Below are 22,246 nucleotides of genomic sequence, written 5' to 3'. Positions count from 1 at the left end.
AGTTCTGGGCTCCTTAAACCTGTAATATTGAGCAGCCCACATTTGATGCTGCCCTACACCGGTTGTGATGATCGCATCTCCCTTTGATTCCTTATACAATACATCAATAGCTTCCTGTGAGGTTATGTGTTCCCCTTTTTTATATTTGAATGGATAATCTTTTTTCCAGCCGGATAGGGTAGTCATCCAAGCGTCCAAGTCAGGCTTATCGAATCCATCCTCTTCGATTAATTCTGACATTCTCTCTAAAGCATGTTTGATATCAGATTTAATGGGAAAATGTGCATGAACATTTTTGCTGTGTTCAGATTGGTCTACATCAAAATGAATCACATATGCATCGGGGGCATATTTACTGACCAAGCCAGTTATGCGATCGTCAAATCGGGCTCCAGCACAAATTAACAAGTCGCTTTCACAAACAGCCCAATTCCCAGCAACGGTACCATGCATGCCATACCAATAAAGGGATTGTTCATGGTCTGGATCAAATGCACCTAAGCCCATGAGAGTATGTGTAACAGGTAAGCCAGTAAGTTCAGCAAATTGTCTTAATTGTTTTTGTGCTTCAGAGGAGATGACACCTCCACCGGTGTATAGCACCGGTTTTTTGGCTTTTGAAATTAGATTTAGAACTTCAGTAAGTTCTTCATCAGTAGCTTTAGGGCTGTCTAATTTGTAGCCCTCTAAAGTGCCAACTTCCGCAGGAAAAAAAGGTTCAAATACTTTCTGCTGAACATCTTTAGGGATGTCGATAACCACTGGGCCAGGGCGACCGCTTGTGGCCAAATAAAAAGCTTCCTTTACAACTCTTGGAAGATCCTCTGCGGTAAGAACCAAATAACTGTGCTTAACAATTGGCAGGGTCATACCAAAGAAATCAGTCTCTTGAAAAGCTGCCTTGCCAATAAATTGCTGATAGACTTGACCGGTTATGGCAACGAGGGGAATGCTATCCATAAAGGCATCGGCAATACAAGTTACTAAATTAGTAGCCCCAGGACCAGAGGTCGCCATGCATACACCCGCTTTGCCTGTAGCTCGGGCATATCCATGGGCCATAAATCCTCCACCTTGTTCCTGTCTTGGCAGGATAGTGCGAATTTTATCTGAACGAGTGAGCGATTGGTGGAGTTCCATGGATGCCCCACCAGGGTAGGCAAATATTGCTTCCACGCCTTCGCGTTCCAAAGCAGAAACAAGAACATCGGCTCCGTTCATGGCAGGTCCGTGCTCGCCGGCTTCATCAGGTTGAGGAGATTTTATGGATTGGGTACTCATGGTGCAGTTACTAAATATTAATTTTTTATTATGCCTTAGTTGCCTGGCTGATACAAGGTGAAAGCCCCAGTTTACAAGTATGTTTCCATGCCACTATTTTAAAGTGAATCTTGCCCAAGATGAAATTAAGCGCGAAAATGATTAAAAGTGAAAAACAAGAATGATAAACCAAGCTCCCAAAATTTACCTTGGAGTGCTTTAAAATCGCTGCTGGACGACGAATCAAAAGTGGTCCGGGAAGGATTGGAGAAGTTTCTGTTAAACAACCCCAAGGAAGGTCTCACATTTCTACTTAGCTTGGGAAAAGGAGAAGACCGCTATTTGGCCAAGCGTGCTCAAAACATGATCGAAAAGCTAGGCTGGATTGATGGGGCGGGAGATTTCCTTCTTTTCATTCGTTCTTTGCGTTACGAACTCGAAACAGGTTGGTTTTTACTGGACCGTTCGATTTATCCTGATTTAGAAACTTCAACCTATTCTTTTTTCTTGGATAAATTGGCAGATAGATGCCGCGAATTGATGCTCCAACCATCGAGCCCGCGAATGACTTGCGAGGTAATTAATCGTGTTCTTTTCCATGAATACGGATTCCGGGGAGCCCGCCAAAACTTTGAAAATCCTCAAAATAGCTTTCTTCATCAAGTTCTCGATCGGCGTGAGGGTTTACCCATTACTCTATGTTGCGTCTATATTCTGATTGCTCGTCGTATCGGCTTTGAACTCGATCCGATTGGTACACCCGGACGTTTTATGGTTGGTTGTTTTGCTGAGAAGCATCCATTCTACATCGATTGTTGGGCAGGTGGTCGTTTTTTAGAATTGGAACAAATGGAAGACAAATTGGGAGTTTTGCCTGATGAAGAATCCGGTGCAAACTTGTTGCCCGTAACTGTAGCAGATACTCTATCTAGAGCATGTCGGAATTTATGCCGTCATTATGCACAGGCCGAAGATGAAGCAAACTCAAGGTTATTTCTGTCTTTTGTTCAGGAATTTGAAAAAGTTCATCAAGAAGCATCCAATGCTTGAAGAGCCACTTTTTCTTGATCAACTTACCACTCTTCCTGCAAAGGGGGTGGGATTGGCTGTATTAGGCTATCCGATCAAACATTCTATCAGTCCCCAACTTCACGGAGCAGCCTTAGAGAAGTTATCGGAAAAAGAACCTGAGTTTAGGCACTGGAAATACCAAAAGATTGAGGTTCTACCAGATCTCTTACCCAAGGCCCTTCCCAGGCTTGCTGATTTGGGATACCGGGGCCTAAATCTTACTATTCCTCACAAGGTGGATGTTTTGCCTTTAATTGATGCTGTTGACCCTCAGGCCAAAATTATGGGCGCCGTTAATACTTTAAGTTGGGAAAATAATGGATGGAAGGGCTACAATACGGATGGAGTCGGACTTTCGCGTGCTGTATCTAATGCTTTTGGTAAAGACTTGAAAGATTTCAATGTCTTAGTTTTGGGAGCGGGTGGTGCATCTCGAGCCGCAGTTTCACAATGTCTTGTGGAGGGTTGTAAAAATTTAGCCATCTACAATCGCTCAACCGATCGGGCCAATCAATTATTGGAGATTTTAAAAACAAATGGTTTTTCGCAAGAAATTGTGATTTTAGATCATCCAGTCAATCCATTTGAAAATACCAATTCCGAAATACTTATTATTAACGCAACCTCTTTAGGGTTACAGACAAGTGATCTTTCACCCATAGACCTTAATGCTTTTCCTCAATCAGTTTGTGTTTACGACATGGTTTACAACCCGCCGGTGACCAAGCTGCTGAAACAGGCAAAAGAAAAACATTATTCCTGTTCCAATGGATTGGGGATGCTTGTCGGGCAGGCAGCTCGCTCGTTGGAGATCTGGACTGGCAGAGAGATTTCTGAGAATGCAATGAGGCAGGGGGCAAAGCTGGCTTTGTCTTAAAAATTCAGTCGGTATGGATAGTTTATTATTAGAACCCAATCTTTTTGTATGGCTTGGATTATTTGTTGGTGCCTGCTTAGGCAGCTTTTTAAATGTTGTTGTTTACCGGGCTCCCCGAGATCTTTCGGTTATTCGTCCGCCTTCTAGTTGCCCTTATTGTTCCGTTCGTATTCCATGGTCTCAAAACCTTCCTATCCTTGGTTGGCTTTTTTTGAAAGGGCGGGCGAAATGCTGTGGGAAGAAAATCTTGCTCAGGTATTTTTTGGTCGAGTTATTTACGGGGCTTATCTTTGCCTGGGCATGTTTTGTTTTTACTAAAAATCAAGACTTGGGAATGTTGCTTGCTTCCTGCAGTTTTGCCTGGTTGATGTTTGGAGTTGTTGCAGTGGATGCTGAGACCATGCTGATTCCTGATCGTTTTAGCCTGGGGGGAGCCTGTCTTGGTTTTGTCCTCTCCCTGTACTTTCCATCACTTCATGGCTTCATTCATCACCCCATGGGGATCGAAAAAATACTTGGAGCATTTCAATCTTTGCTTGGCATTTTAATTGGATCAGGCCTTTTGTACTGGATTGGAGCTTTAGCCGGTAGGGCTTTTGGAAGAGAGGCTCTTGGCGAGGGAGATGTTAAGCTGCTTGGTTGTGTGGGTGCTTTTTGTGGTTGGAAAGGGGCCGTATTCTCAATTTTTGGAGGAGCTGTGTTTGGATGTATTTTTTTATTCCTCCTCTTTCTTTTCCAAAAAATTAAACCTGCCCAATCTTGTGGACAGAATAACTTGGCATTTGGTAGGGAAATTCCTTTTGGACCATATTTAGCATTGGCGGGAATGGGGTATTTTTTCGGACTAAGAGAGTGGATTGATCCTTGGTTCAGTTGGATTCATGTACTTGGCTTTTAACTGGAGTCAAAAAAACATTATTTAATTCCTTCCTCTGTTCCCGCACATTTTTAAAATGAAGATTTTGGCGTTGAAGAAAGAGTGGAATCGCGACATTCATTGGGATAGACAGCATACCTACACCCCAAAAACCCTAATTTATGAAAAAACTGCTTGTTGCTAATCGTAGCGAGATAGCGGTACGAATCTTTCGTTCCGCCACGGAGTTAAACCTTAGAACTGTGGCAATCTATGCCGAAGAGGATAGGTTTGGTGTCCATCGTTTCAAGGCTGATGAAGCTTATTTAGTAGGAAAGGGCAAGGGGCCAGTTGCGGCTTACCTTGATATCGATTCGATCATAGCGTTGGCTAAGGATAAAGGAGTTGATATGATTCATCCGGGTTATGGGTTTCTGTCTGAAAATCCGAATTTTGCCCGAGCTTGTGACGAGGCTGGTATCACCTTTGTTGGTCCCAGACCTGAACTGATCGAGAGCATGGGGGACAAGGTTGCGGCTAAGAAAGCTGCAGATAAAGCTGGAGTGCCTACCTTACCAGCAACTCCCAAGGCAGTTTCCAGTCCGGCAGAGGCCTTAAAGTGGGGTAAGAAGATTGGTTTTCCTTTAATTATCAAAGCAGCTTTTGGTGGCGGTGGTAGAGGCATGCGTGTGGTTTTGGAAGAGAAGGATTTAAAGCCTATGCTGGAAGAAGCACAGGGTGAAGCTGAGCGGGCATTTGGAAACTCTGCTGTCTTTTTAGAGAGGTATGTTGCCAGAGCTAAACATTTGGAAGTGCAAATCCTTGGAGACCGAAAGGGGAATGTCGTTCATTTGCACGAGCGCGATTGTTCAGTCCAACGACGATATCAAAAAGTGGTCGAAGTGGCCCCTTCGATCGGTTTGCCTAAGGAGGTTGTAAAAGAGCTTTGCGATGCAGGTGTGAAATTGGCGGAAAAGATTGGATATGATAACGCCGGTACCGTCGAATTCCTTCTCGATCAAGATACCAATGAATGGTTCTTCATCGAGATGAACCCTCGTATTCAAGTCGAGCATACAGTGACCGAGCAAATAACTGGTATAGACATTGTACGTTCACAAATCCTCGTTGCCATGGATCAACCTTTGCATGGTAAACAGATTGGAATTCCTGCCCAGGAGGATATTCCCCGCAATGGATGTGCCGTGCAATGCCGTGTAACAACGGAAGATCCAGAAAAAGATTTTACTCCAGACTACGGCAAAATCCTAAGCTACCGTTCGTCTGCTGGATTTGGTGTTCGTTTGGACGGAGCGATGGGAGATACCGGATCGATTATCACCCCCTTTTATGATTCCTTGCTTGTAAAGATAACAACTTCTGGACCCAACCTGTCTCAAGCTTTGGATCGTATGCACCGAGCCTTAAGGGAGATGCGCATAAGAGGAGTAAAGACGAATATCCCCTTTCTTGAGAATGTTATATCGCACAAGGAATTTGTAGCTGGTCGTGCATCAACCAAAATGATTGATGTTACTCCAGAATTATTCCGTTTCAAAGCTCGGAGGGATAGGGCATCGAGGTTGCTTAATTATTTAGGAGAAATTGTGGTAAATGGTAACCCACAAGTTAAGGGCCGCGAGCGTTTGCAAAATCCTCTTCCTTTGATTGTGCCCGAACACGATCCAAAGCAATCTCCTCCCCGTGGCACCCGGGATCGATTACTTGCAGATGGAGCCGTTAAATTCTCCAAATGGCTTCGGGATCACAAACCTTTAATGGTTACCGACACTACCTTGCGGGATGCCCACCAATCTTTATTTGCCGCCCGCATGCGCACCTATGATATGTTGACGGTTGCGGATTTTATTTCCCGTCGTTTACCAGGTCTTTTCAGCTTGGAAATGTGGGGTGGGGCAACCTTTGATACCTGTATGCGCTTTTTGGGCGAGTCCCCCTATGAAAGGCTTAGGAAATTGCGCGAGCGCATCCCTAACATTCTTTTTCAAATGCTTTTGCGAGGGTCCAATGGTGTAGGTTATGCAAATTATCCAGACAATGTGGTCCGGGAATTTGTCATTCATTCATCCGAAGCAGGTATGGATGTATTCCGGATTTTTGATTCCTTGAACTACTTGCCCAACCTGAAGGTGGCAATGGAGACGGTTAGTGAGAAGACCAATTCTCTTTGTGAAGCAGCCCTTTGCTACACTGGAGATTTTACCAACCCCAACGAAGAAAAATATCAGCTTAATTACTATGTGGATTTGGCTAAAGAATTGGAGAAAATGGGGGCTCATATCATTGCCATTAAGGACATGGCTGGCTTGTGTCACCCCATTGCGGTTAACCGACTTGTCAAAGCCTTAAGAAATGAGGTTTCTCTGCCCGTACACTTTCATACACACGATTCGAGCGGCATTGCATCGGCATCCGTTCTTAAAGCTTCAGAAGCTGGGGTCGATGTGGTTGATCTGGCAGTCTCATCCATGTCCGGATGCACCAGTCAGCCGAACTTAAACTCCATCGCACATGCCTTGGGTAACGCTCCTCGGTCGACTGGATTGGATGTTGTTGCCTTGAATGAATTGTCCATTTACTGGGAGGCTGTTCGTCAATACTATGCACCATTTGATACCTCACCACCCTTTGGGAGTGCAGAGGTTTTTCACCACCAAATGCCTGGCGGGCAATACACAAATTTGCGCGAACAGGCGACTGCTCTTGGGTTGGGTAAACGATGGCCCGATGTCGTCAAAACATATCAGGAAGTCAATACACTGCTTGGTGATATTGTGAAAGTCACTCCCAGTAGCAAATGTGTGGGAGATCTGGCAATTTTCCTTATAACCAAGGGGGTTAAGCCGGAAGATATGGTGAATTTACCACCTGAAACTGGATTCCCAGAGTCAGTTATTGATTTGCTTTCAGGGAATTTGGGCCAGCCCATGGGGGGATGGCCTAAGGCTGTTCAAAAGGTTGTGCTTGGCAAACGAAAGCCAATGCGTGGGCGGCCAGGAGCATCTGCACCCAAAATTGATTTGAAGCAAGAGTTCACCGCATTGCAGAAGAAAATTGGTCGTAAGGCAACTGACGACGACTTGTTTTCCCATCTCATGTACCCAAAGGTCTTCCAGGATTATCTTGGTTTTCGCTCAAAATATGGGGATGTTTCAGTTTTGCCCACAACATCCTATTTTCATGGTTTGTCCATGGGAGAAGAAATTTCTATCGAAATTGAAGAAGGTAAAACTCTATTCATTAAATTGCTCAACGCAGGTGAGCCCGATGAGAAAGGAATCCGGTCTCTAACCTTTGAGTTGAACGGAAAAGCCCGGACCACTTTAGTTGAGGATAAATCTTTCAAGGGGGAAGCTAAAGTTCGTGAAAAAGCTGATCCTGCCAATCCTCTTCACATTGGGGCACCTATACCTGCAATGATTAGCAGCATTGCAACCAGCGTTGGCAAAAGTGTCAAGAAAGGGGATAAGATTGCCGTGCTTGAAGCGATGAAAATGCAAACAACTCTTTATGCCTCTGCTGATGGTTGCGTTGATGGAATTATGGTTCAGGTTGGAGATTCGGTGGAATCCAAAGATCTGATTGCCAAATTGCGTGTTTAAAATCTTAGCTTTTATAAGAATCTACTCAATGGAACCCACTATCCAAAAAGTAAAAAGACTTTACCTCTTATTTGTCTTTTTAACAGGATGTTCCGTTGCTGTTTGTCAGGATTTGATTATCCCTGAACCAGCTTTGCAAAGTGCGATTGCTCGCTCCTTGGGAGTACGGGAACAGGACTTGTCAAAATCTTTGGTTGAAAAGAGTTTAACAAGGCTACAGGCAAATGATTTGGGTATTCGGGACTTGTCAGGACTAGAGTATGCAAAAAATTTGGAATCATTAGTAGTTCGGGATAATTTGATCGATGATCTTTCGCCTATTCAGAAACTTTCCAAGCTCAATAACCTTGATCTATCGGGTAACCGCTTGAAGGACTTGTCTAGCTTGGTTGCCTATCCTAATTTATCGGTGTCAGGTGCCCAGTCCACCGTTGATCATTCAGCTTTAAGAATTCTTAATCTTTCGAGAAATCGTTTGCTTGGATTATCAGGAATTGAACATTTCCGTTCGCTAGCCCAGTTGGATGTTTCTGAAAACTCCCTCATCGATTTGGAGGGCGTAGGCAAACTTAATGAGTTGGTTAATCTTTATGCTCAGGGAAATCAGCTCGGAAGGATCGAGTCTTTTGTCGATAAAAACCGAAACAAGGAGTTTGATCCAGACGAATCCTTCTCAGATTCAAGCGGTAATGGGAAAAGAGATGTTGATCCTCTAGTCGAGCTCAAAGATTTACCAAATTTATCAGCTTTGCACCTTTACAATAATCGTATCCAGTCAGTCAAAGAATTGAACAACCTTCCCAAACTTCGATCGCTGCTTTTAGCCGGTAATTTAATTATTTCCCCTCTTTCTTTGTCCCAGTTCGAATCCTTGAATATTCTTTCATTGGGAAATAATAGGATTCACGATTTAACAGGCTTGGAGAAATTGCAAAGCTTGGAACGCCTAGATCTCTCTGAGAATCAGATTTGTGACCTAAGGTTGTTGAGGGATTTAAAAAATCTTACAGTGCTTGATCTAAATTCAAATATGTTAACTAAGTTAGATGATTTATCTGGTCTCATAAAGATCGAGACATTGGGAGTTTCTCGTAATCTAATTTTTGATCCTTCACCGGTTTTATCCCTTCCTAAACTTCGTCGGCTTACCTTAAGTTTTAATCAAACTTCTCTTGAACAGACCAAAATTAAAGATTTGTTAAGTCAGTGCGAAGCCAGAGGGGTATATATCAACAAAAGGAACCAAATGGAGTTCAGACCGCAGGCTCAAAGTTTGGTTCGTTCATTGATTGGACATGCTAAATCCAACGAACGACTTGGGGAATACCTGCGCAAGCATGGTTATTCAAGGTTGATTGACTTCTTCCTAAATCAGCAATTGGAACCTGAAGAGGTGGATAAGGCAATGGTTGCATGGGAGCATGCCCTTAAGTTTGATAAGCTTTTGATTTCCACACCATTTCCAGGGAAATAAGCTAATTAAGTTGCTAACTCACTTACACTTAGCGATCGAAATAAAGTAGGGCAGCCAAAATAATCGATATAACAAACCCTACTAAATAGATAAGTTTGATCGTAAACTTATGAAATGCATGAGAGCGAATCAAATGATCCATTGTCTTACGGTATTCACGTTTTAAACGCTTCTTAAAACTTTTAGTTTGTTCGGGCAAAACAAGAAATGTTGTTAAAGGGGCAATACTCCAAGATATTAAAAAAAAGATCATTTATCAAGCGCAGACTCGGTACTGACCTTCCGTTCTTTACAGGCTCCTCATCCTTGCCTAAAAGTTTTCTTAGATGGCAAATAATCAACGAACCATTCGTCAAGAAAGAGCGATTCGTGGAAAATCTCTTCACACCGGCGAAGAAGTCTCCTTAACCCTAAAGCCGGCCCTTCCGGACTCAGGCTTTTTGTTTCGCAGGACGGATCTATATGGCAAGCCCGAGATTAGGCCGACTTGTGAAAACATCTCTGACTTAGTCCGTAGTACGACAATTACAAATGGAAATGCCAAGGTTCATACCATAGAACATGTTCTGAGTGCCCTAGTAGGTTGTGGCATCGATAACGCAGAAATTGAATTGGATGCCAGTGAGCCTCCAATTATGGACGGATCATCCAGGCCATTCGTGAATTTGATTATGGAAGCCGAACCTGTTGAACAGGAGGCAGAAAGAAAATTTATTGAAATTACTGAACCCGTGTCGGTAACATCGGGAAACCGTTCAATCATCGCATTACCTTATGATGGTTTTCGGGTCACTTGTACCTCTGCTGATGATCGTGGAATTCATGTGCAACATCTCTCCATTGATTTGGACGCCGAGTCCTACGTCGCTCAGATTGCTCCCGCCCGAACTTTTACCATTTATGAGGAAATCGAAGAGTTACTAAAAATGGGAAAAATCCAGGGAGGTAGCTTAGACAGTGCCATCGTAATCAAAGGAGACAAAGTACTATCTAAAGAGCCTTTACGTTTTGATGATGAATTTGTCCGCCATAAAATACTTGATATTGTGGGCGACTTCTCCCTTTTGGGTAAAAGATTAAAAGCACATATTATTGCGGTTCGTCCTGGTCACTCCCTGAACTCTGAATTGGTTGCTAAAATTATCGAAACCTCTGCGGGTAAAAAAGGTAAGACCTCAGTGGGTTCTGCTCCTCGTAAATCAATTGTTCTACCCGAGGAAACTGAATTGGATGTGAGGCGTGTTCTTGATGTATTGCCTCATCGTTTTCCATTCGTGCTGATTGACCGAGTGGTTGCAATCGATGGGGATAAGTCCCTAACTGCCCTGAAAAATGTTTCTGTCAATGAACCTTTTTTTCCAGGCCATTTTCCTGGGCACCCGGTGATGCCCGGTGTGCTCCAATTAGAAGCTATGGCACAGGCAGCGGGGATTTTACTTTTGAGAAAAAGTTCTTCCGAGGGGAAAGTGGCATTCTTTATGAGTGCAGATAAGGTTAAGTTTCGAAAGCCGGTAGTTCCAGGCGATCAACTCATTATTGTGGCAAATCTTGATAAAATTAGAGGAAATAAAATAGCCACAGCCAAAGTTGAGTGTAAGGTCGGGGATCAAGTTGTTTCTTCCGCGAGTCTGATGTTTTCCATAGTAGATGCCACAGAATAGCCCTAGCTTTATTTTTCGTGCCTGTTAACATTCATCCACAATCAATTGTCGAGCCTTCTGCTCAACTTGGTGAAAATGTAGAAGTTGGTCCATTTTGCTTTATCGGAGGTCAGGCAATTATTGGTGATAACAGCCGAATCCTTCACCATGCGAGTGTCGAAGGAAAAGTGACTCTTGGGCGTGAAAATATTATTTTCCCATATGCTCTTATTGGTGGCCTTACCCATGACCTTAAATACGAGGGCGGACAACCTGGTTTAACCATTGGAGATGGAAATGTTTTTCGTGAGTATGTCACTGCTCATGTGGCTACAAAACCCGATGATTTTACGACCATTGGGTCGAATAATGTATTTCTTGCCTATGCTCATGTTGCCCATGATTGTCAGATTGGTGATCATCTTGTAATGAGTAGTCATTCGGCCTTAGGCGGACATGTTGAGGTGGGTAACCATGTTAACATAGGGTGGGGTGCTGGGGTTCATCAATTCTGCCGATTAGGTAGGCATTGTATGGTGTCTGCCTGTTCGAAACTTGTACAGGATGTTCCTCCTTTCATGCTTGCGGATGGCTCTCCTGCCGAAGTTCGTTCGATCAATAAAGTGGGTTTGGAAAGAGCGGATTTTAACTCATCTGAGATCGAATTAATTCGTTCTGCATTTAAAATATTTTATCGAAAAGATTTAAACCGGTCTCAGGCTTTGAAATATTTGGAAGAAAACTTTTCTATCGAAAAAGAACCGGTCCTTGAAGAATTATTAAGTTTTACCAAATCCAGTGCGCGAGGAATGGCATAAGATGGTTTTTTAAAAGTTTATTCCTGTGGGCTTAGCGATAAAAAATAATCCCAAGAGTAGATTCCCGAGGAATGGCCATCACTAAAAATAAGTCGTAAGGCATAATTACCGACCTTTTCAAAACTGTTAATTTTAACCTCTGGGTAATTGTTTTGGGAACTTCCACCCGAGCTTCTTCCAAAAATATCGGTTTCTCCAGATTGTTCAGCACTTGGAGAATTTGTCCGGAGAGTGGAAGAATCTAAGAAAACTTCTTTTCCATCCGTCCAACGCAAAGCGAGAAAATCTCCAACCAATTCAATTTTTTCAGGGCTATCGATCACGATAGTTTTAAATAAAAGAATCCAGGCTATTTTTAGAAGCGGGCGGCTCGGATGGTGGGTTTCCTCCACCATAATACGGATCTAATATTTCGTTTTGGAATGATCTACCAGGGTCGTCACTGGCACGGGCAGCACGGTCAAAATCCTCCATTTCACGTCGGATCATTTCTTCTTGAAGATCTTGGTCTTCTAACTTGCTGTCCAAACTTCTTTCATCCCAGTATTTATCATTATGTACCTGAGTGGGATTAGGTTTTTCTGGTAAGTTGTCTGATTCCACAACTCTCCAATCTGGCTCCCTTGAACAGTCAATTCCGGTATCATCCACATTGTCCACGCTTGGTATCGGATCACCAGGTTTTTCACAATGATCATCCATCGGTTTTGCATTGGCTTGATCTTTTAAAAATCCACCAAGGTCGAGGTCATCTTCAGACTTGGTCACCTTGACTGATGATTCGTTACCAGTTTTAGGTACCTCCGCTGGTTGCTGGTTGGGTTTTTCGAGGTTAATTTCGCGAAACTTTTGATCGATTGATGGGGAAATGCCTTCAGTTGAATTTGCTTCCATCCTTTTAACCTATGCCCAGAGTAAAATACATGGCAAATTTAAACTATGACGGCAGAGCACTTACTTTTATCTGACCTTTTTGATTGCGAACATTCATTCGTTTATTCATTTTAGTAATCATGCCTAGAGAAACGGTTATTTTAGAATGCACTGAAGCGCGCAAGGAAGGAAAACCACCTTCCCGTTATTTGAGCTCTCGTAACAAGAAATTGCAAACCGAGGCTGTGGAGAAGAAAAAGTATAATCCTTTTCTTCGTCGTCGTACTGTACATCGGGAAATTAAGAAGACCTAAACTTACGCCTAGGCGATTAGTTTTACATTTCGGAGTATTGTTTTACTCCTCTTAACCTTCTATCAGTTGTACTACTTTAGCTGCGACTTCGTTTAATTGTTTGCTGGATAGATTGTCAGGGTTTGTGACCACAACTGGGGTTCCATGATCTCCCCCAAGGCGAACTTCTTCATGCAGAGGAATTTCCCCAAGGAAAGGGCATTGTAGAGCTTGAGAGGTAGATGCACCTCCCCCTTGTCCAAACAAATAATTCCTTTTGCCAGTTTCTTCGTCTTGTAAAAAACTCATGTTTTCAATGACTCCGAGTATGGGTACATTGACTTTTTCAAACATTCGGGCTCCACGCCTTGCCACATCAACGGCAGCTTTTTGAGGGGTAGTAATAATCAAAACACCATCTAAGGGAAGTATTTGTGCAAGAGAAAGTTGTGCGTCTCCTGTGCCGGGAGGCAAATCAATCAATAAATAATCAAGCTCACCCCAAACCACATTATGAGCAAATTGTTGGATAGTTTTCATGATCATTGGTCCGCGCCAGACAACCGGGCTTTCCTCGTCAATAAGTAATCCCATCGATATATTTTTAACGCCGTAGCTTTCAACGGGAGCCAGGGTGTTTTCAGCCACAATTTCCGGCTTTTCTGAAATTCCCATTAACAAGGGAACAGATGGTCCATATAGATCGCAATCCATGAGACCCACCTTGTAAGGCTCTCCGTTTTGAGATTTCATTCTCGCAAGCGAGCAAGCAAGGTTTACGGATAAAGTCGATTTTCCAACGCCACCTTTTCCACTGGCCACTGCAATAATGTGTTTAACACCTTTTAAATTCTCGCTTTCTGCTTGAGTCGTTCCCCCTGAATTTTTTGGCTGGTTTTTTACCCGCACCAAGACTTCTGCTTTTTCAATAGTTGGATTTGCCAAAAGGGCCTTTTCAACTTCTTCTTTGATGGTTTTTGGAAGGGTGGAATCTGCAGTTGATAACTCTAAAACAACTTTGGCAGTGGAATTTTCCAGTTCAGCATCTTGAACGAGTCCAAAGGAAACAAGATCTCGGCTAAATCCAGGATAATTAACGGTTTTGAGTATGTCTAAAATTGCTTCGTTGTTCATAATGAAAAGATGATATCAAGATAGTTGAATGCTTCATCGGCAAGGACAAAACGAGTAATTTGAGACTAGAACGAACGAATTTTAAAGTACCTTGGGTAAATCAGTTTTTTTTCTTTCTGCTTTGTTTTTGCTTGATGAGAAGTGAGGGGTGCTAAAGTTTGTTTTTATGAGTGTGGCAAAGGTTTTATTTCCCAGGCGGTTATTGATAACGCTTGGCTTTTTTTCATGTTTTGTTCTTGGACTTTTGGTTACTTCCAAGGCCAATGAACCTGCGATTATTCTCGGGCCAATTGAGGGCGAGTTAGCCAAAAAGCAAATCCCATTAGATTTAGGAAGAACTCCAAAGGTGTTAATTCCCCTGATCAGTAAGCCAATCTTTGTGCATGGAGGGCTCCGTTTGGCATCTGAAAAAGAAAGTCGTTATTCAGTCACCTTCGGTTCTGCTGGTAATAATGACATTCAAGTTTCCATTACTCAGGGGAATCCGAAGACTCCCTTTGCCAGTTTTGTGGTTTCCGATTCCACCATTGAAGGATCTATATCCTTAGCATGCGACCGTATGGTCCAGGAGATTCTTGGCATTCCCGGCTTCTTTTCGGGCAGGCTGGCTTTTTTGTCAGATCTTTCTGGATCAAAAGAAATTTGGGCTTCGGATTCAATGATGACCTATTCAAAACCTCAAACCTCATTCGGTAAAATGACTTTCAATCCCAGTTGGAATAAGGATGGGACAGGGTTGTTTTTCACCAGTAATCGGAAGGTATTTAATAATATTTACCACTTGGACTTAGCCAGTCGTCGCGTTGCTACCGTTGCTAATTATAAAGGAAGTAATCTTCGTGCCGTGCAAAACCCGAGAACTGCTCAAACTGCTTTGATTTTATCCACTTCGGGTAATCCGGAATTATGGATGGCCAACACTCCTTATGAACGACCCCGTAGAATTACTAAAAATAAGAGCAACGAATCAGGACCTTGCTGGTCTCCAGATGGCCGTCGTTTAATTTTAACCTCTGATACGCGAGGCAAACCTCAATTATACGAGGTTTCTTTGTCTACTGGTGTATTGTCCAGGATTCCCACAAATGTTAGTTCCCACTGTGTTGAAGCTGCTTGGAATCCTGTGGATCCCTCTCGCATTGCTTTTACCGCAGCAGTGGGAGGAGGATTTCAGGTGTTTGAATATAACTTTGCTGATCGAGCAAGCCGTATGATTACTCGAGGAAACGATCATGCGATGCAACCATGCTGGGCCAACGATGGCAGACACATCTTTTTCACTAGTCGTTCATCTGGTGGGGCAACACAGATCAAGGTAGTGGATACTGAATTTGAAGAAGCCAAGCCCATTGCTTTGCATAACAAAAATTTTGGTAATTGTTCGCAACCATCCTTCCTTTATTCCCGTTAACTTAATCTCATTTAAGTAAACATGAAGATTTTGCTCTTAGGGGATATTGTCGGACGCCCAGGGCGAAATTTTCTGACTGCTCATCTTTGTGGCTTTGTTGAGAAGAACCATATCGACTTGGTTTTGGCTAATGGCGAAAATGCTTCTGGTGGGGCAGGCATTACTGCAAAGAATGCTTTAGAGATTAGCAAAGCTGGGGTAAGCGGAATTACTCTTGGGGATCATGTCTGGGATCAAAAGAATTTTAACAATGAGATCGACGGATTGGAATATGTCTGCCGACCTGCAAATCTCCCGAACACAAATCCAGGGCGGGATCGATTAATTCTTGATGCCAATGGCACTAAGCTAGGATTGTTCACTGTATTGGGACGTACTTTTATGGGACCCAAGGTGGATTGTCCCTTTGCTACTGCCGACCGCATTGTCTCTAAGTTGCAAAACTCATGTGACCTTATTTTTGCTGAGATTCATGCAGAGACCACTTCGGAAAAGGAAGCGATGGGCTGGCACCTCGATGGCCGGGTGACAATGATTTATGGTACCCATACTCATGTGCCTACTGCTGACTTACGTATCCTTCGGTCTGGCTCTGCCTATCAGACTGATTTGGGAATGACGGGTCCCCGCGAATCAGTCCTTGGAAGAGACATTGATGCCTGCTTGGGCCGTTTTGTCGATGGGATGCCCCGCAGGTGCCCAGTAGCAGATGGAGATGTCGGCATGCAGGGCTGCCTGCTAGAAGTGAATCAGCAAACAGGTCTTCCTGAATCTGTGGAATTGGTTAATTGGCGGGAAACCGATTTAAATAGCTAAAATAAAATCGGCTCAATCCTGCGTTGCAGGACTTAGTTGTATTCCTTCATAAAAGCGACCACATCGGCCACATCCTGAGTAGTAAGACCGAGTTGCTCCGCAGAGAGCATTAGAGAGCGCTTCATCCTACTAGACTTTTTCACCTTGGCCCGGGGAATCAATTGACTGAGCCCTCCCTGGGAGAGGACAATGGCTGGATCCCCATAAGCTTCTGTGATCCCGTGGATAATATTGCCATCCTTAAGCTCATATTCCGTTCCCCCAAACCCATGGGCAATCCCTTGGGATGGATTAATAATGGCATGGATGACGGCACTCTTTGATTGCTTCGCTGCCCAACCTTCCAACCTTGGTCCAAAGTTTACACCCACACCGTTAACTTCATGGCACATCGCACACCTCATGATTGTAGTTTTACCCTGATGGGGATCTCCCTTTAGTTTCATCACATCTCCTACCTTGAGGTTGGATTTGCCCGTAGGCTCAGGCGTGCTGATGGGCACAAGTGCGACGGCCTCGGCATCAAAGATTCCTGCCTCCTTAAGCTTTGTGTTTACGTCATACTTACCCCAGTCGGTTAATCCCTGGCGTACCATCCACTCCACGATCACGTCGTTGAGCTCCTCTTCCTGAATGGTATTTCCCAATTCAAGCAGGGCGTCCGGTGCGTCCGAATGGTTGATAAAGGCGATTGATTCAATGGCAAACTTTCGTTGTTCGATAGAAAGCTCGGCATTTTGCACCCTTTCTTTGAGGGAAGGAATGGCCTTATGGGTTCCAAGTCTCCAAGTGATACGGGCGAAAGCATTGCTCCACTTGGGCGATTTTTGAAAACCCAACTTATTTTTCAAATGTTCCCATACCTGGCTCTCTTTTCCGTGAGCTCCTAAACCGATGGCTTCAACATAGTTCTTATCCTGACCATCAAATTGATTGGCGATGTCAAGGAAAGTATCCTTGGATTGATCAAAGGATAAAGAGCGTAGGGACAGGGCAACATCGCGACGTATCCCCGCATCCTCATCGGAGGCGAGTTTGGATGCATAATCGGACATATCAAACCCCATACGGCGGAGGCTGCGATAAGCAACCAAGCGGTGGTTTCTGTTCTTGGAATTAAGCAATTCCACGGTTTTCTTTTTTCCCTTTTCGCCCAGATGGGGGAGCAACCAAATTGCCCGTGCCGCAAGGTAAGAGTTTTTGTCCTGTAAAAGTTCTTCCACTTTAGGCAGGGCAGAATCTCCGAAGTTTTTGAGTGCCTGAAATCCGAGGTAACGAACTGCTGGGTTCGGGCTTTTTAAAGCATTAAGTGAACCGTCTACTGATTTCAAATCCAGAGAGGGAATATCCGATTTAAAGCCTTTGGGAGCAATGCGGTAAATTGCACCCGATGCCGATTCATCGCGAGTGGAATGTCCTCCAGTTCCAGGATCGTACCAATCCGCCACATAGATCGCTCCATCCGGGCCAATATCTAGGTCGGCTGGACGGAAGTGAATTCTTTTCTCCGCCTCCTCTTCCGATTCATTATTTAAATCTTTCGGGGTTGGTGTCGTACTCACAAAATCAAACCGGTCCAAAGAGTAGGTCGCTCCAATTGGTTTTGGGTGATACCCAAAAATCACATTACGGGATGCTTCGCAGGAGAGAAAAGTACCTTCCCATTTTTTCCCAAGGGCACCATTTTCATAAAAGGCTACACCGGTTGGACCACCAGCCCCATACACGTCTCCGGTATCAAATGTACCCGGGTTGTCTTGTCTCCAGTGGGCCCGCTGAATCGCTTGTCCTGAGCGCTTAGCCGCTTGCCACTTGTGTTGCCCATCCAGTGAGTAATATCCTGCCGAACCATACTCCAGGACATAGGAATTTCGACAACTGCTGTAATCATCATTATCACTTTGAAAAAGATCTCCCATCGAGCTGACCACCTGTTCATAGCTGTTGCGGTAGCCATGTCCGATAATTTCCGCATCAGTACCGTCTGGATTCATCCGAACACTAAACCCAGCACTCCATACATAGCCATCATCACTCTTTGCTCCTTTTAATTCATGGGTTGGGGTGTAGAAATATTCTTCGCTGGCACCACCTCGGTAATTGGTATTCATCCGGAAGGTCTTGCCTGAATTATCCGTAAATATCGCTCCACAGTTTCCGCTATTAAAATACCATTTCCCATCAGGACCGGAGGTTACTGAATGCAGAGAGTGGTCATGCTGTCTGCCGTTGAAACCAGTAAGAAGGATGTCTTTTTTGTCGATTTCGGGGTCAAATTCGAGGTTCCGGTCCACATCGGTAAGAACCACAATGTTGGGCGGTTGGGAAATTACGACTTGGTTGTCAAACACCGCAATGCCAAGGGGGGATTCGAGATACGGATCCTGCCAGAATACTTTGGACTGATCAGCGGATCCATCGCCATTGGTGTCGATCAAAACCACGATGCGGTCGCCTGCCTCCCGTCGGATTCCCAATTTTTCACGATAATTTACGCCCTCCGCAATCCAGATTCTCCCCTTTGGATCGATCGCCATGTTGGTGGGGTTGTAAAACATTGGACTTTTTGCCCACAGGGAGATTTCCAGGTTTTCATCTAAAGTGAACTTGCTTAGATCAACCGCTTGAGCTTTAGATTTTGGTGGCCAATTCCAGGTTGATTTTTTGGCATTCAGGTGGGTTAATCCCGAAATTAGGAACAAAAGAGTCAAAGTTGATAATAAAACACGCATCTCATCCTCTTTATCGAAGATGCATGTGGTTGCAAAGGGTGTTCTTTGCCGATCCTCAAACTTTTTGAGGGTGGACGGAGTCTTTACTGGACCTGCTGCAAGCGTTGGCTCAATTGCTCGCGGGCTTTCCTTACATTTTCTGCATAGTCGGGGTTGTCGATCAGGTTGGTATACTGCCCGGGGTCTTTCACCATGTCGTAAAAGACTTCTCCTTGGTCACCATAGTTCATGTAGGTCCAATTTGTGGCCCGGATTGCACATCCCTTGTTTTTCACATGTTTTTTTCTGTTGTGTAGGGAAAGGGCGGTATCTCTAACTTGAGTGTTGGGCTTTTCCAGAATGGGCAGCAAGCTTTTGCCGACAATTTCTTTTGGTTGGGATAGGCCCAGAAGGTCGAGACAAGTGGGGTAAAAATCAACTAGTTCAGCCAGCGAGTTGGTACGACCTGGTTTCAATCCGGGAGTCCGGATCATGAAGGGAACCCGAGTGACTTCCTCATGTAGATTTCCTTTTTGCCAGAATCCATGCTCACCCAAATGGTAGCCATGATCGGTGGTGAAGACGATAGCAGTCGAGTCAGTCAGTCCCTGTCTGTCTAGTTCATCGAGCACTTTACCCAGTTGTTCGTCCATGAAGGTGACCGAGGCATAGTAAGCCTGCCACATTCCTCGGCGTCCATTCTCCGTCTTATTTAGCAGTTCTCCATTTTGGATGCCATAAGCGGCACGCGGGATATCATCGAGGTCGCCCTCAATGAGGGGAGGGACCTTCATCTTTTCCAATGGGTACATGTCAAAAAACTTTTTTGGTGCTACCATGGGGTAGTGCGGACGGAAAAATCCTACCCCCATAAAAAAGGGCTTACCTGCCTCTTTTCTTTCCTTAATCAATTGAACAGCTTTCTCTGCAACTAGGTAGTCTGCCTGATCTGAGCCATCTGAAATATCCGCCTCCACAGCGGCCCAGTATCTTTCTTTAGTACCAATTCCTTGCCTGCCCTCCATTTTTTTGGTGACGGTTCCTCGGTTTATTTGGCGGTAAAGTCCGGGAGTGTAGGTTTCGGTAGACTTGGTATTATGGAACTCCGTCCAGCACTCGGGTACATCCAGACCGCTGTCCCCATTGCGGGGGGAGTTGGGCACTCCCATATGAAAAATTTTACCTACACGCGATGTGTGCATACCGAATTTTTGCAGGTGTTCTCCCAATGTGATCGGCTTGTTCTTTGAGCCAGGGTAAGTGCTTCGCATCATCGATGGTCTGGATGGGTAGCAGAGGAGTCCCTGACAGTAAGCCCGGTCAAAGACCATGCTTTGGGCGGCTAACCGATCGAGGTTGGGGGTCTTGCAAATCTGATCCCCATAGGCGGGCAGGGCGCTTGCCTTTAAATCGTCCGACATAACCAGAAGGATGTTCTTAATCTTTTCGTAGGCTTGGGCATGGACGATGGACGCGGTTAGCCAAGTTGAGATAAACAAAAGATAGAAGAAGTTTATCATTTATGAGCGTTGCTGGAGGTCGTAATGACTAGTTGCTTTCCGTACGGAAAAGTGTTTTCCAAAAGCCAATAAAAACGAGCAGGATACCGAAGGCACCGATTCCGACTGCTATCCAAAATTCTGAGTTTTTTGTGTAATCATTCAGCTCGTAATAACCAATATAGGCGGACACAAGTCCAAAGGTAATTGGATAACCAAAGAAAACGAGTGAAAGAAAAGATCTCCGAAAAACAAAAAATCCGCCCAGGCAAAAAGATACCGCAAGGATAGGTACAATTTGCGGTCCTATCATCAAAAAGGATCCAGCCATCAGGGTAATGGTAAGAAGCGAGACTAAGATACTTTTGATGATTCTGAATGGTGCTGTACCGAGATTGGTTGGGGATATTCTATTTCGCTTAGATCTGTTCTCCATAAAAATGAAAAGGGAAACCACGATCATCGCGGCTAAAAAAATGAGAATAGTATTTATGGTCATAGGAATTAATTTGCACGGTTTCGATCGATGTTACTGGGCTTTCCGCTAACCTCATGGTGGGTCGCAATCAGAATAGGTTTTCCTTCTGCCCGCTTTACCTCAATGGAAAGAAACCCGCCCTGAACCTTTAGGAAGGTGTGCTCAGGTAAACGGTTTCCATCCCTCCAACCCCCAGCGTGTTCGTCCGATGCGGAACCGCAGGAAAATTCCTTTAACCCAGTTTTACGATCGACGGAAATATATTGCCAATGACGGTCTCCGCAGACCACAAAGGTATTTTTATGAGAGGCGATAAAATCTCTTATCTCATTACCTTCTTGGGTAAACCCTTTGTTTGCATGATTATCATTTTTGGATGATCGGTCCGGACCAACCACCGGGGTGGGGGAGATGAGTACACGAAAGGTGGCATCCGATTCTTCAAAGGTACGGAAAAACCACTCCTTTTGTTTCTTTCCCCAGATCGTTTTCTCGGGTCCGTCTGGCTGATTGTTGGGGCTACGGTAGTCCCGGCCTTCCACCATCCAGATTTGCAAGTCCTTACCCCAGCGCACGGATCGGTAGTTGTCTTTACGGACAGGGAATTGTTCCCGGAATAAATTCTTTCCCTGTTCCCAGGTTAAATCGATAAAATCCACCCCGGGCCATGAATCGTTGCAGGTTGTATCATGGTCATCTTTCATGAAGTAGCTCGCCACCTGTGTGTGAAAATTGGCTAGGTGGGGCAGGCCATAAAGCCGGTTCCATTTGAACCTGGCCAGTTCCCGGTTGGTCGCCCAGGGCATGGGCTTGTCGTAGTACTCAATATCTCCGGTATGGATAAAAAAGTCCGGGTCCAGATTGAGCATATTTGGATAGATTTTATGCCCTTTGGGAGTATCCCTTCTCGGGTAGTCCTGGCAGGAAGTAACCACAAATTTAATGGGGGCAATCATCTCATGAGCAGGTGCTGTACGGAATTTTCCTCGTATAGTTTGCCCAGCTTTTCCTTTTGCCGAACAGCTTTCGACCTGAACCTCGTAGGTTTGCCCGGGAAGAAGGTCTCCGATTTCCACTTTGCGGGTGAAGTCACGGTCCTCGTCCACCGGTAACCACTCTGTCCTCTTCGCCTCCACTCCCTGGCTCTGCCAAGAGATGCGTACACTTCCGGCAATGCCAGGGACGGCACCCTCCATAACGGCGAGGCTTTTTCCTTCAGGGATTTGCTGGGCGTGCTTGGGGACCTTGCGGAATTTTTCGCCATCTACAAGGGGGGTGGAATGCCTGGTCAGTCGCGTCCAAATAATGGCCGAGTCCTGAGTGACCTCTCCGATCTTTAAACCATTGGCAAAAAAAGTCTCCGCCCACAACGGAAGAGAAAACCCACATAGAAAGAGCAGAAGTCCTTTTTT

The 22,246-nt window shown here is 44.6% G+C and carries 18 protein-coding genes; 10 read left to right on the top strand and 8 right to left on the bottom strand.

Translation table 11 applies throughout. From position 1 onward, the window contains the following. On the bottom strand, positions 1–1,281 hold a 1,281-nt coding region (locus tag ACKPQ4_RS02475; protein ID WP_407679629.1), incomplete at its 3' end, for a thiamine pyrophosphate-binding protein. Between the two features lie 147 nt (positions 1,282–1,428). Between ACKPQ4_RS02475 and ACKPQ4_RS02470 the strand changes: the two genes are divergently transcribed. The 7 genes from ACKPQ4_RS02470 (at position 1,429) to lpxA (ending at position 11,619) form a co-directional block, all read left to right on the top strand. Continuing rightward, complete coding sequence (locus ACKPQ4_RS02470; RefSeq protein WP_407679628.1) at positions 1,429–2,310, top strand: transglutaminase-like domain-containing protein; 882 nt, start codon at positions 1,429–1,431, stop codon at positions 2,308–2,310. Further along, positions 2,303–3,208 (top strand): shikimate dehydrogenase, encoded by a 906-nt coding sequence (aroE, locus tag ACKPQ4_RS02465; RefSeq protein ID WP_407679627.1) that lies wholly within the window; start codon positions 2,303–2,305, stop codon positions 3,206–3,208. The genes ACKPQ4_RS02470 and aroE overlap by 8 nt, the downstream gene beginning before the upstream one ends. 13 nt (positions 3,209–3,221) lie before the next feature. Continuing rightward, positions 3,222–4,106: a prepilin peptidase gene (locus tag ACKPQ4_RS02460; RefSeq protein ID WP_407679626.1), complete on the top strand. Its 885-nt coding sequence runs from the start codon at positions 3,222–3,224 to the stop codon at positions 4,104–4,106. Between the two features lie 140 nt (positions 4,107–4,246). Continuing rightward, the gene (locus tag ACKPQ4_RS02455; RefSeq protein ID WP_407679625.1) at positions 4,247–7,687 is read left to right on the top strand and encodes a pyruvate carboxylase; all 3,441 of its coding nucleotides are present in this window, start codon (positions 4,247–4,249) and stop codon (positions 7,685–7,687) included. A 28-nt stretch (positions 7,688–7,715) separates the two neighbouring features. Further along, positions 7,716–9,161: a leucine-rich repeat domain-containing protein gene (locus ACKPQ4_RS02450; RefSeq protein WP_407679624.1), complete on the top strand. Its 1,446-nt coding sequence runs from the start codon at positions 7,716–7,718 to the stop codon at positions 9,159–9,161. A 326-nt stretch (positions 9,162–9,487) separates the two neighbouring features. Continuing rightward, positions 9,488–10,822, top strand: a complete 1,335-nt coding sequence (locus ACKPQ4_RS02445) for a bifunctional UDP-3-O-[3-hydroxymyristoyl] N-acetylglucosamine deacetylase/3-hydroxyacyl-ACP dehydratase (RefSeq protein ID WP_407679623.1) — start codon at positions 9,488–9,490, stop codon at positions 10,820–10,822. A 17-nt stretch (positions 10,823–10,839) separates the two neighbouring features. Further along, positions 10,840–11,619 (top strand): acyl-ACP--UDP-N-acetylglucosamine O-acyltransferase, encoded by a 780-nt coding sequence (lpxA, locus tag ACKPQ4_RS02440; RefSeq protein ID WP_407679622.1) that lies wholly within the window; start codon positions 10,840–10,842, stop codon positions 11,617–11,619. Positions 11,620–11,636: 17 nt separating this feature from the next. Here lpxA and ACKPQ4_RS02435 read toward each other — a convergent pair whose 3' ends face one another. Together ACKPQ4_RS02435 and ACKPQ4_RS02430 are read right to left on the bottom strand one after the other, a co-directional pair. Then, positions 11,637–11,942: a gamma-butyrobetaine hydroxylase-like domain-containing protein gene (locus tag ACKPQ4_RS02435; RefSeq protein WP_407679621.1), complete on the bottom strand. Its 306-nt coding sequence runs from the start codon at positions 11,940–11,942 to the stop codon at positions 11,637–11,639. A 7-nt stretch (positions 11,943–11,949) separates the two neighbouring features. Beyond that, the gene (locus ACKPQ4_RS02430) at positions 11,950–12,513 is read right to left on the bottom strand and encodes a hypothetical protein (protein WP_407679620.1); all 564 of its coding nucleotides are present in this window, start codon (positions 12,511–12,513) and stop codon (positions 11,950–11,952) included. A gap of 119 nt (positions 12,514–12,632) precedes the next feature. Between ACKPQ4_RS02430 and rpmG the strand changes: the two genes are divergently transcribed. Next, positions 12,633–12,806: a 50S ribosomal protein L33 gene (rpmG, locus tag ACKPQ4_RS02425; protein WP_407679619.1), complete on the top strand. Its 174-nt coding sequence runs from the start codon at positions 12,633–12,635 to the stop codon at positions 12,804–12,806. Positions 12,807–12,857: 51 nt separating this feature from the next. On the opposite strand, the gene ACKPQ4_RS02420 is transcribed toward rpmG, so the two are convergent. Next, complete coding sequence (locus ACKPQ4_RS02420; RefSeq protein WP_407679618.1) at positions 12,858–13,919, bottom strand: Mrp/NBP35 family ATP-binding protein; 1,062 nt, start codon at positions 13,917–13,919, stop codon at positions 12,858–12,860. A gap of 166 nt (positions 13,920–14,085) precedes the next feature. Between ACKPQ4_RS02420 and ACKPQ4_RS02415 the strand changes: the two genes are divergently transcribed. Together ACKPQ4_RS02415 and ACKPQ4_RS02410 are read left to right on the top strand one after the other, a co-directional pair. Further along, a complete protein-coding gene (locus ACKPQ4_RS02415) occupies positions 14,086–15,330 on the top strand; it encodes a hypothetical protein (RefSeq protein WP_407679617.1) in 1,245 nt (414 codons plus the stop codon). 21 nt (positions 15,331–15,351) lie between these two features. After that, entirely contained in the window at positions 15,352–16,146 is a 795-nt protein-coding gene (locus tag ACKPQ4_RS02410; RefSeq protein WP_407679616.1) for a TIGR00282 family metallophosphoesterase, read from the top strand. Positions 16,147–16,178: 32 nt separating this feature from the next. Here the strand turns inward: ACKPQ4_RS02410 and ACKPQ4_RS02405 are convergent, their stop codons facing one another. The 4 genes from ACKPQ4_RS02405 to ACKPQ4_RS02390 form a co-directional block, all read right to left on the bottom strand. Next, positions 16,179–18,878 (bottom strand): PVC-type heme-binding CxxCH protein, encoded by a 2,700-nt coding sequence (locus ACKPQ4_RS02405; RefSeq protein ID WP_407679615.1) that lies wholly within the window; start codon positions 18,876–18,878, stop codon positions 16,179–16,181. A gap of 83 nt (positions 18,879–18,961) precedes the next feature. Continuing rightward, a complete protein-coding gene (locus tag ACKPQ4_RS02400; protein ID WP_407679614.1) occupies positions 18,962–20,377 on the bottom strand; it encodes a sulfatase in 1,416 nt (471 codons plus the stop codon). A 28-nt stretch (positions 20,378–20,405) separates the two neighbouring features. Then, on the bottom strand, positions 20,406–20,855 hold the full coding sequence (locus ACKPQ4_RS02395; RefSeq protein ID WP_407679613.1) for a hypothetical protein: 450 nt from the start codon (positions 20,853–20,855) through the stop codon (positions 20,406–20,408). Between the two features lie 5 nt (positions 20,856–20,860). Continuing rightward, the coding region (locus ACKPQ4_RS02390; protein WP_407679612.1) for an alkaline phosphatase D family protein at positions 20,861–22,246 on the bottom strand (1,386 nt) is incomplete at its 5' end.

Source organism: Candidatus Chordibacter forsetii (genome assembly GCF_964187505.1).
GTDB lineage: Bacteria > Verrucomicrobiota > Verrucomicrobiia > Opitutales > Seribacteraceae > Chordibacter > Chordibacter forsetii.
This window is presented reverse-complemented; position numbering and strand designations above follow the sequence as displayed.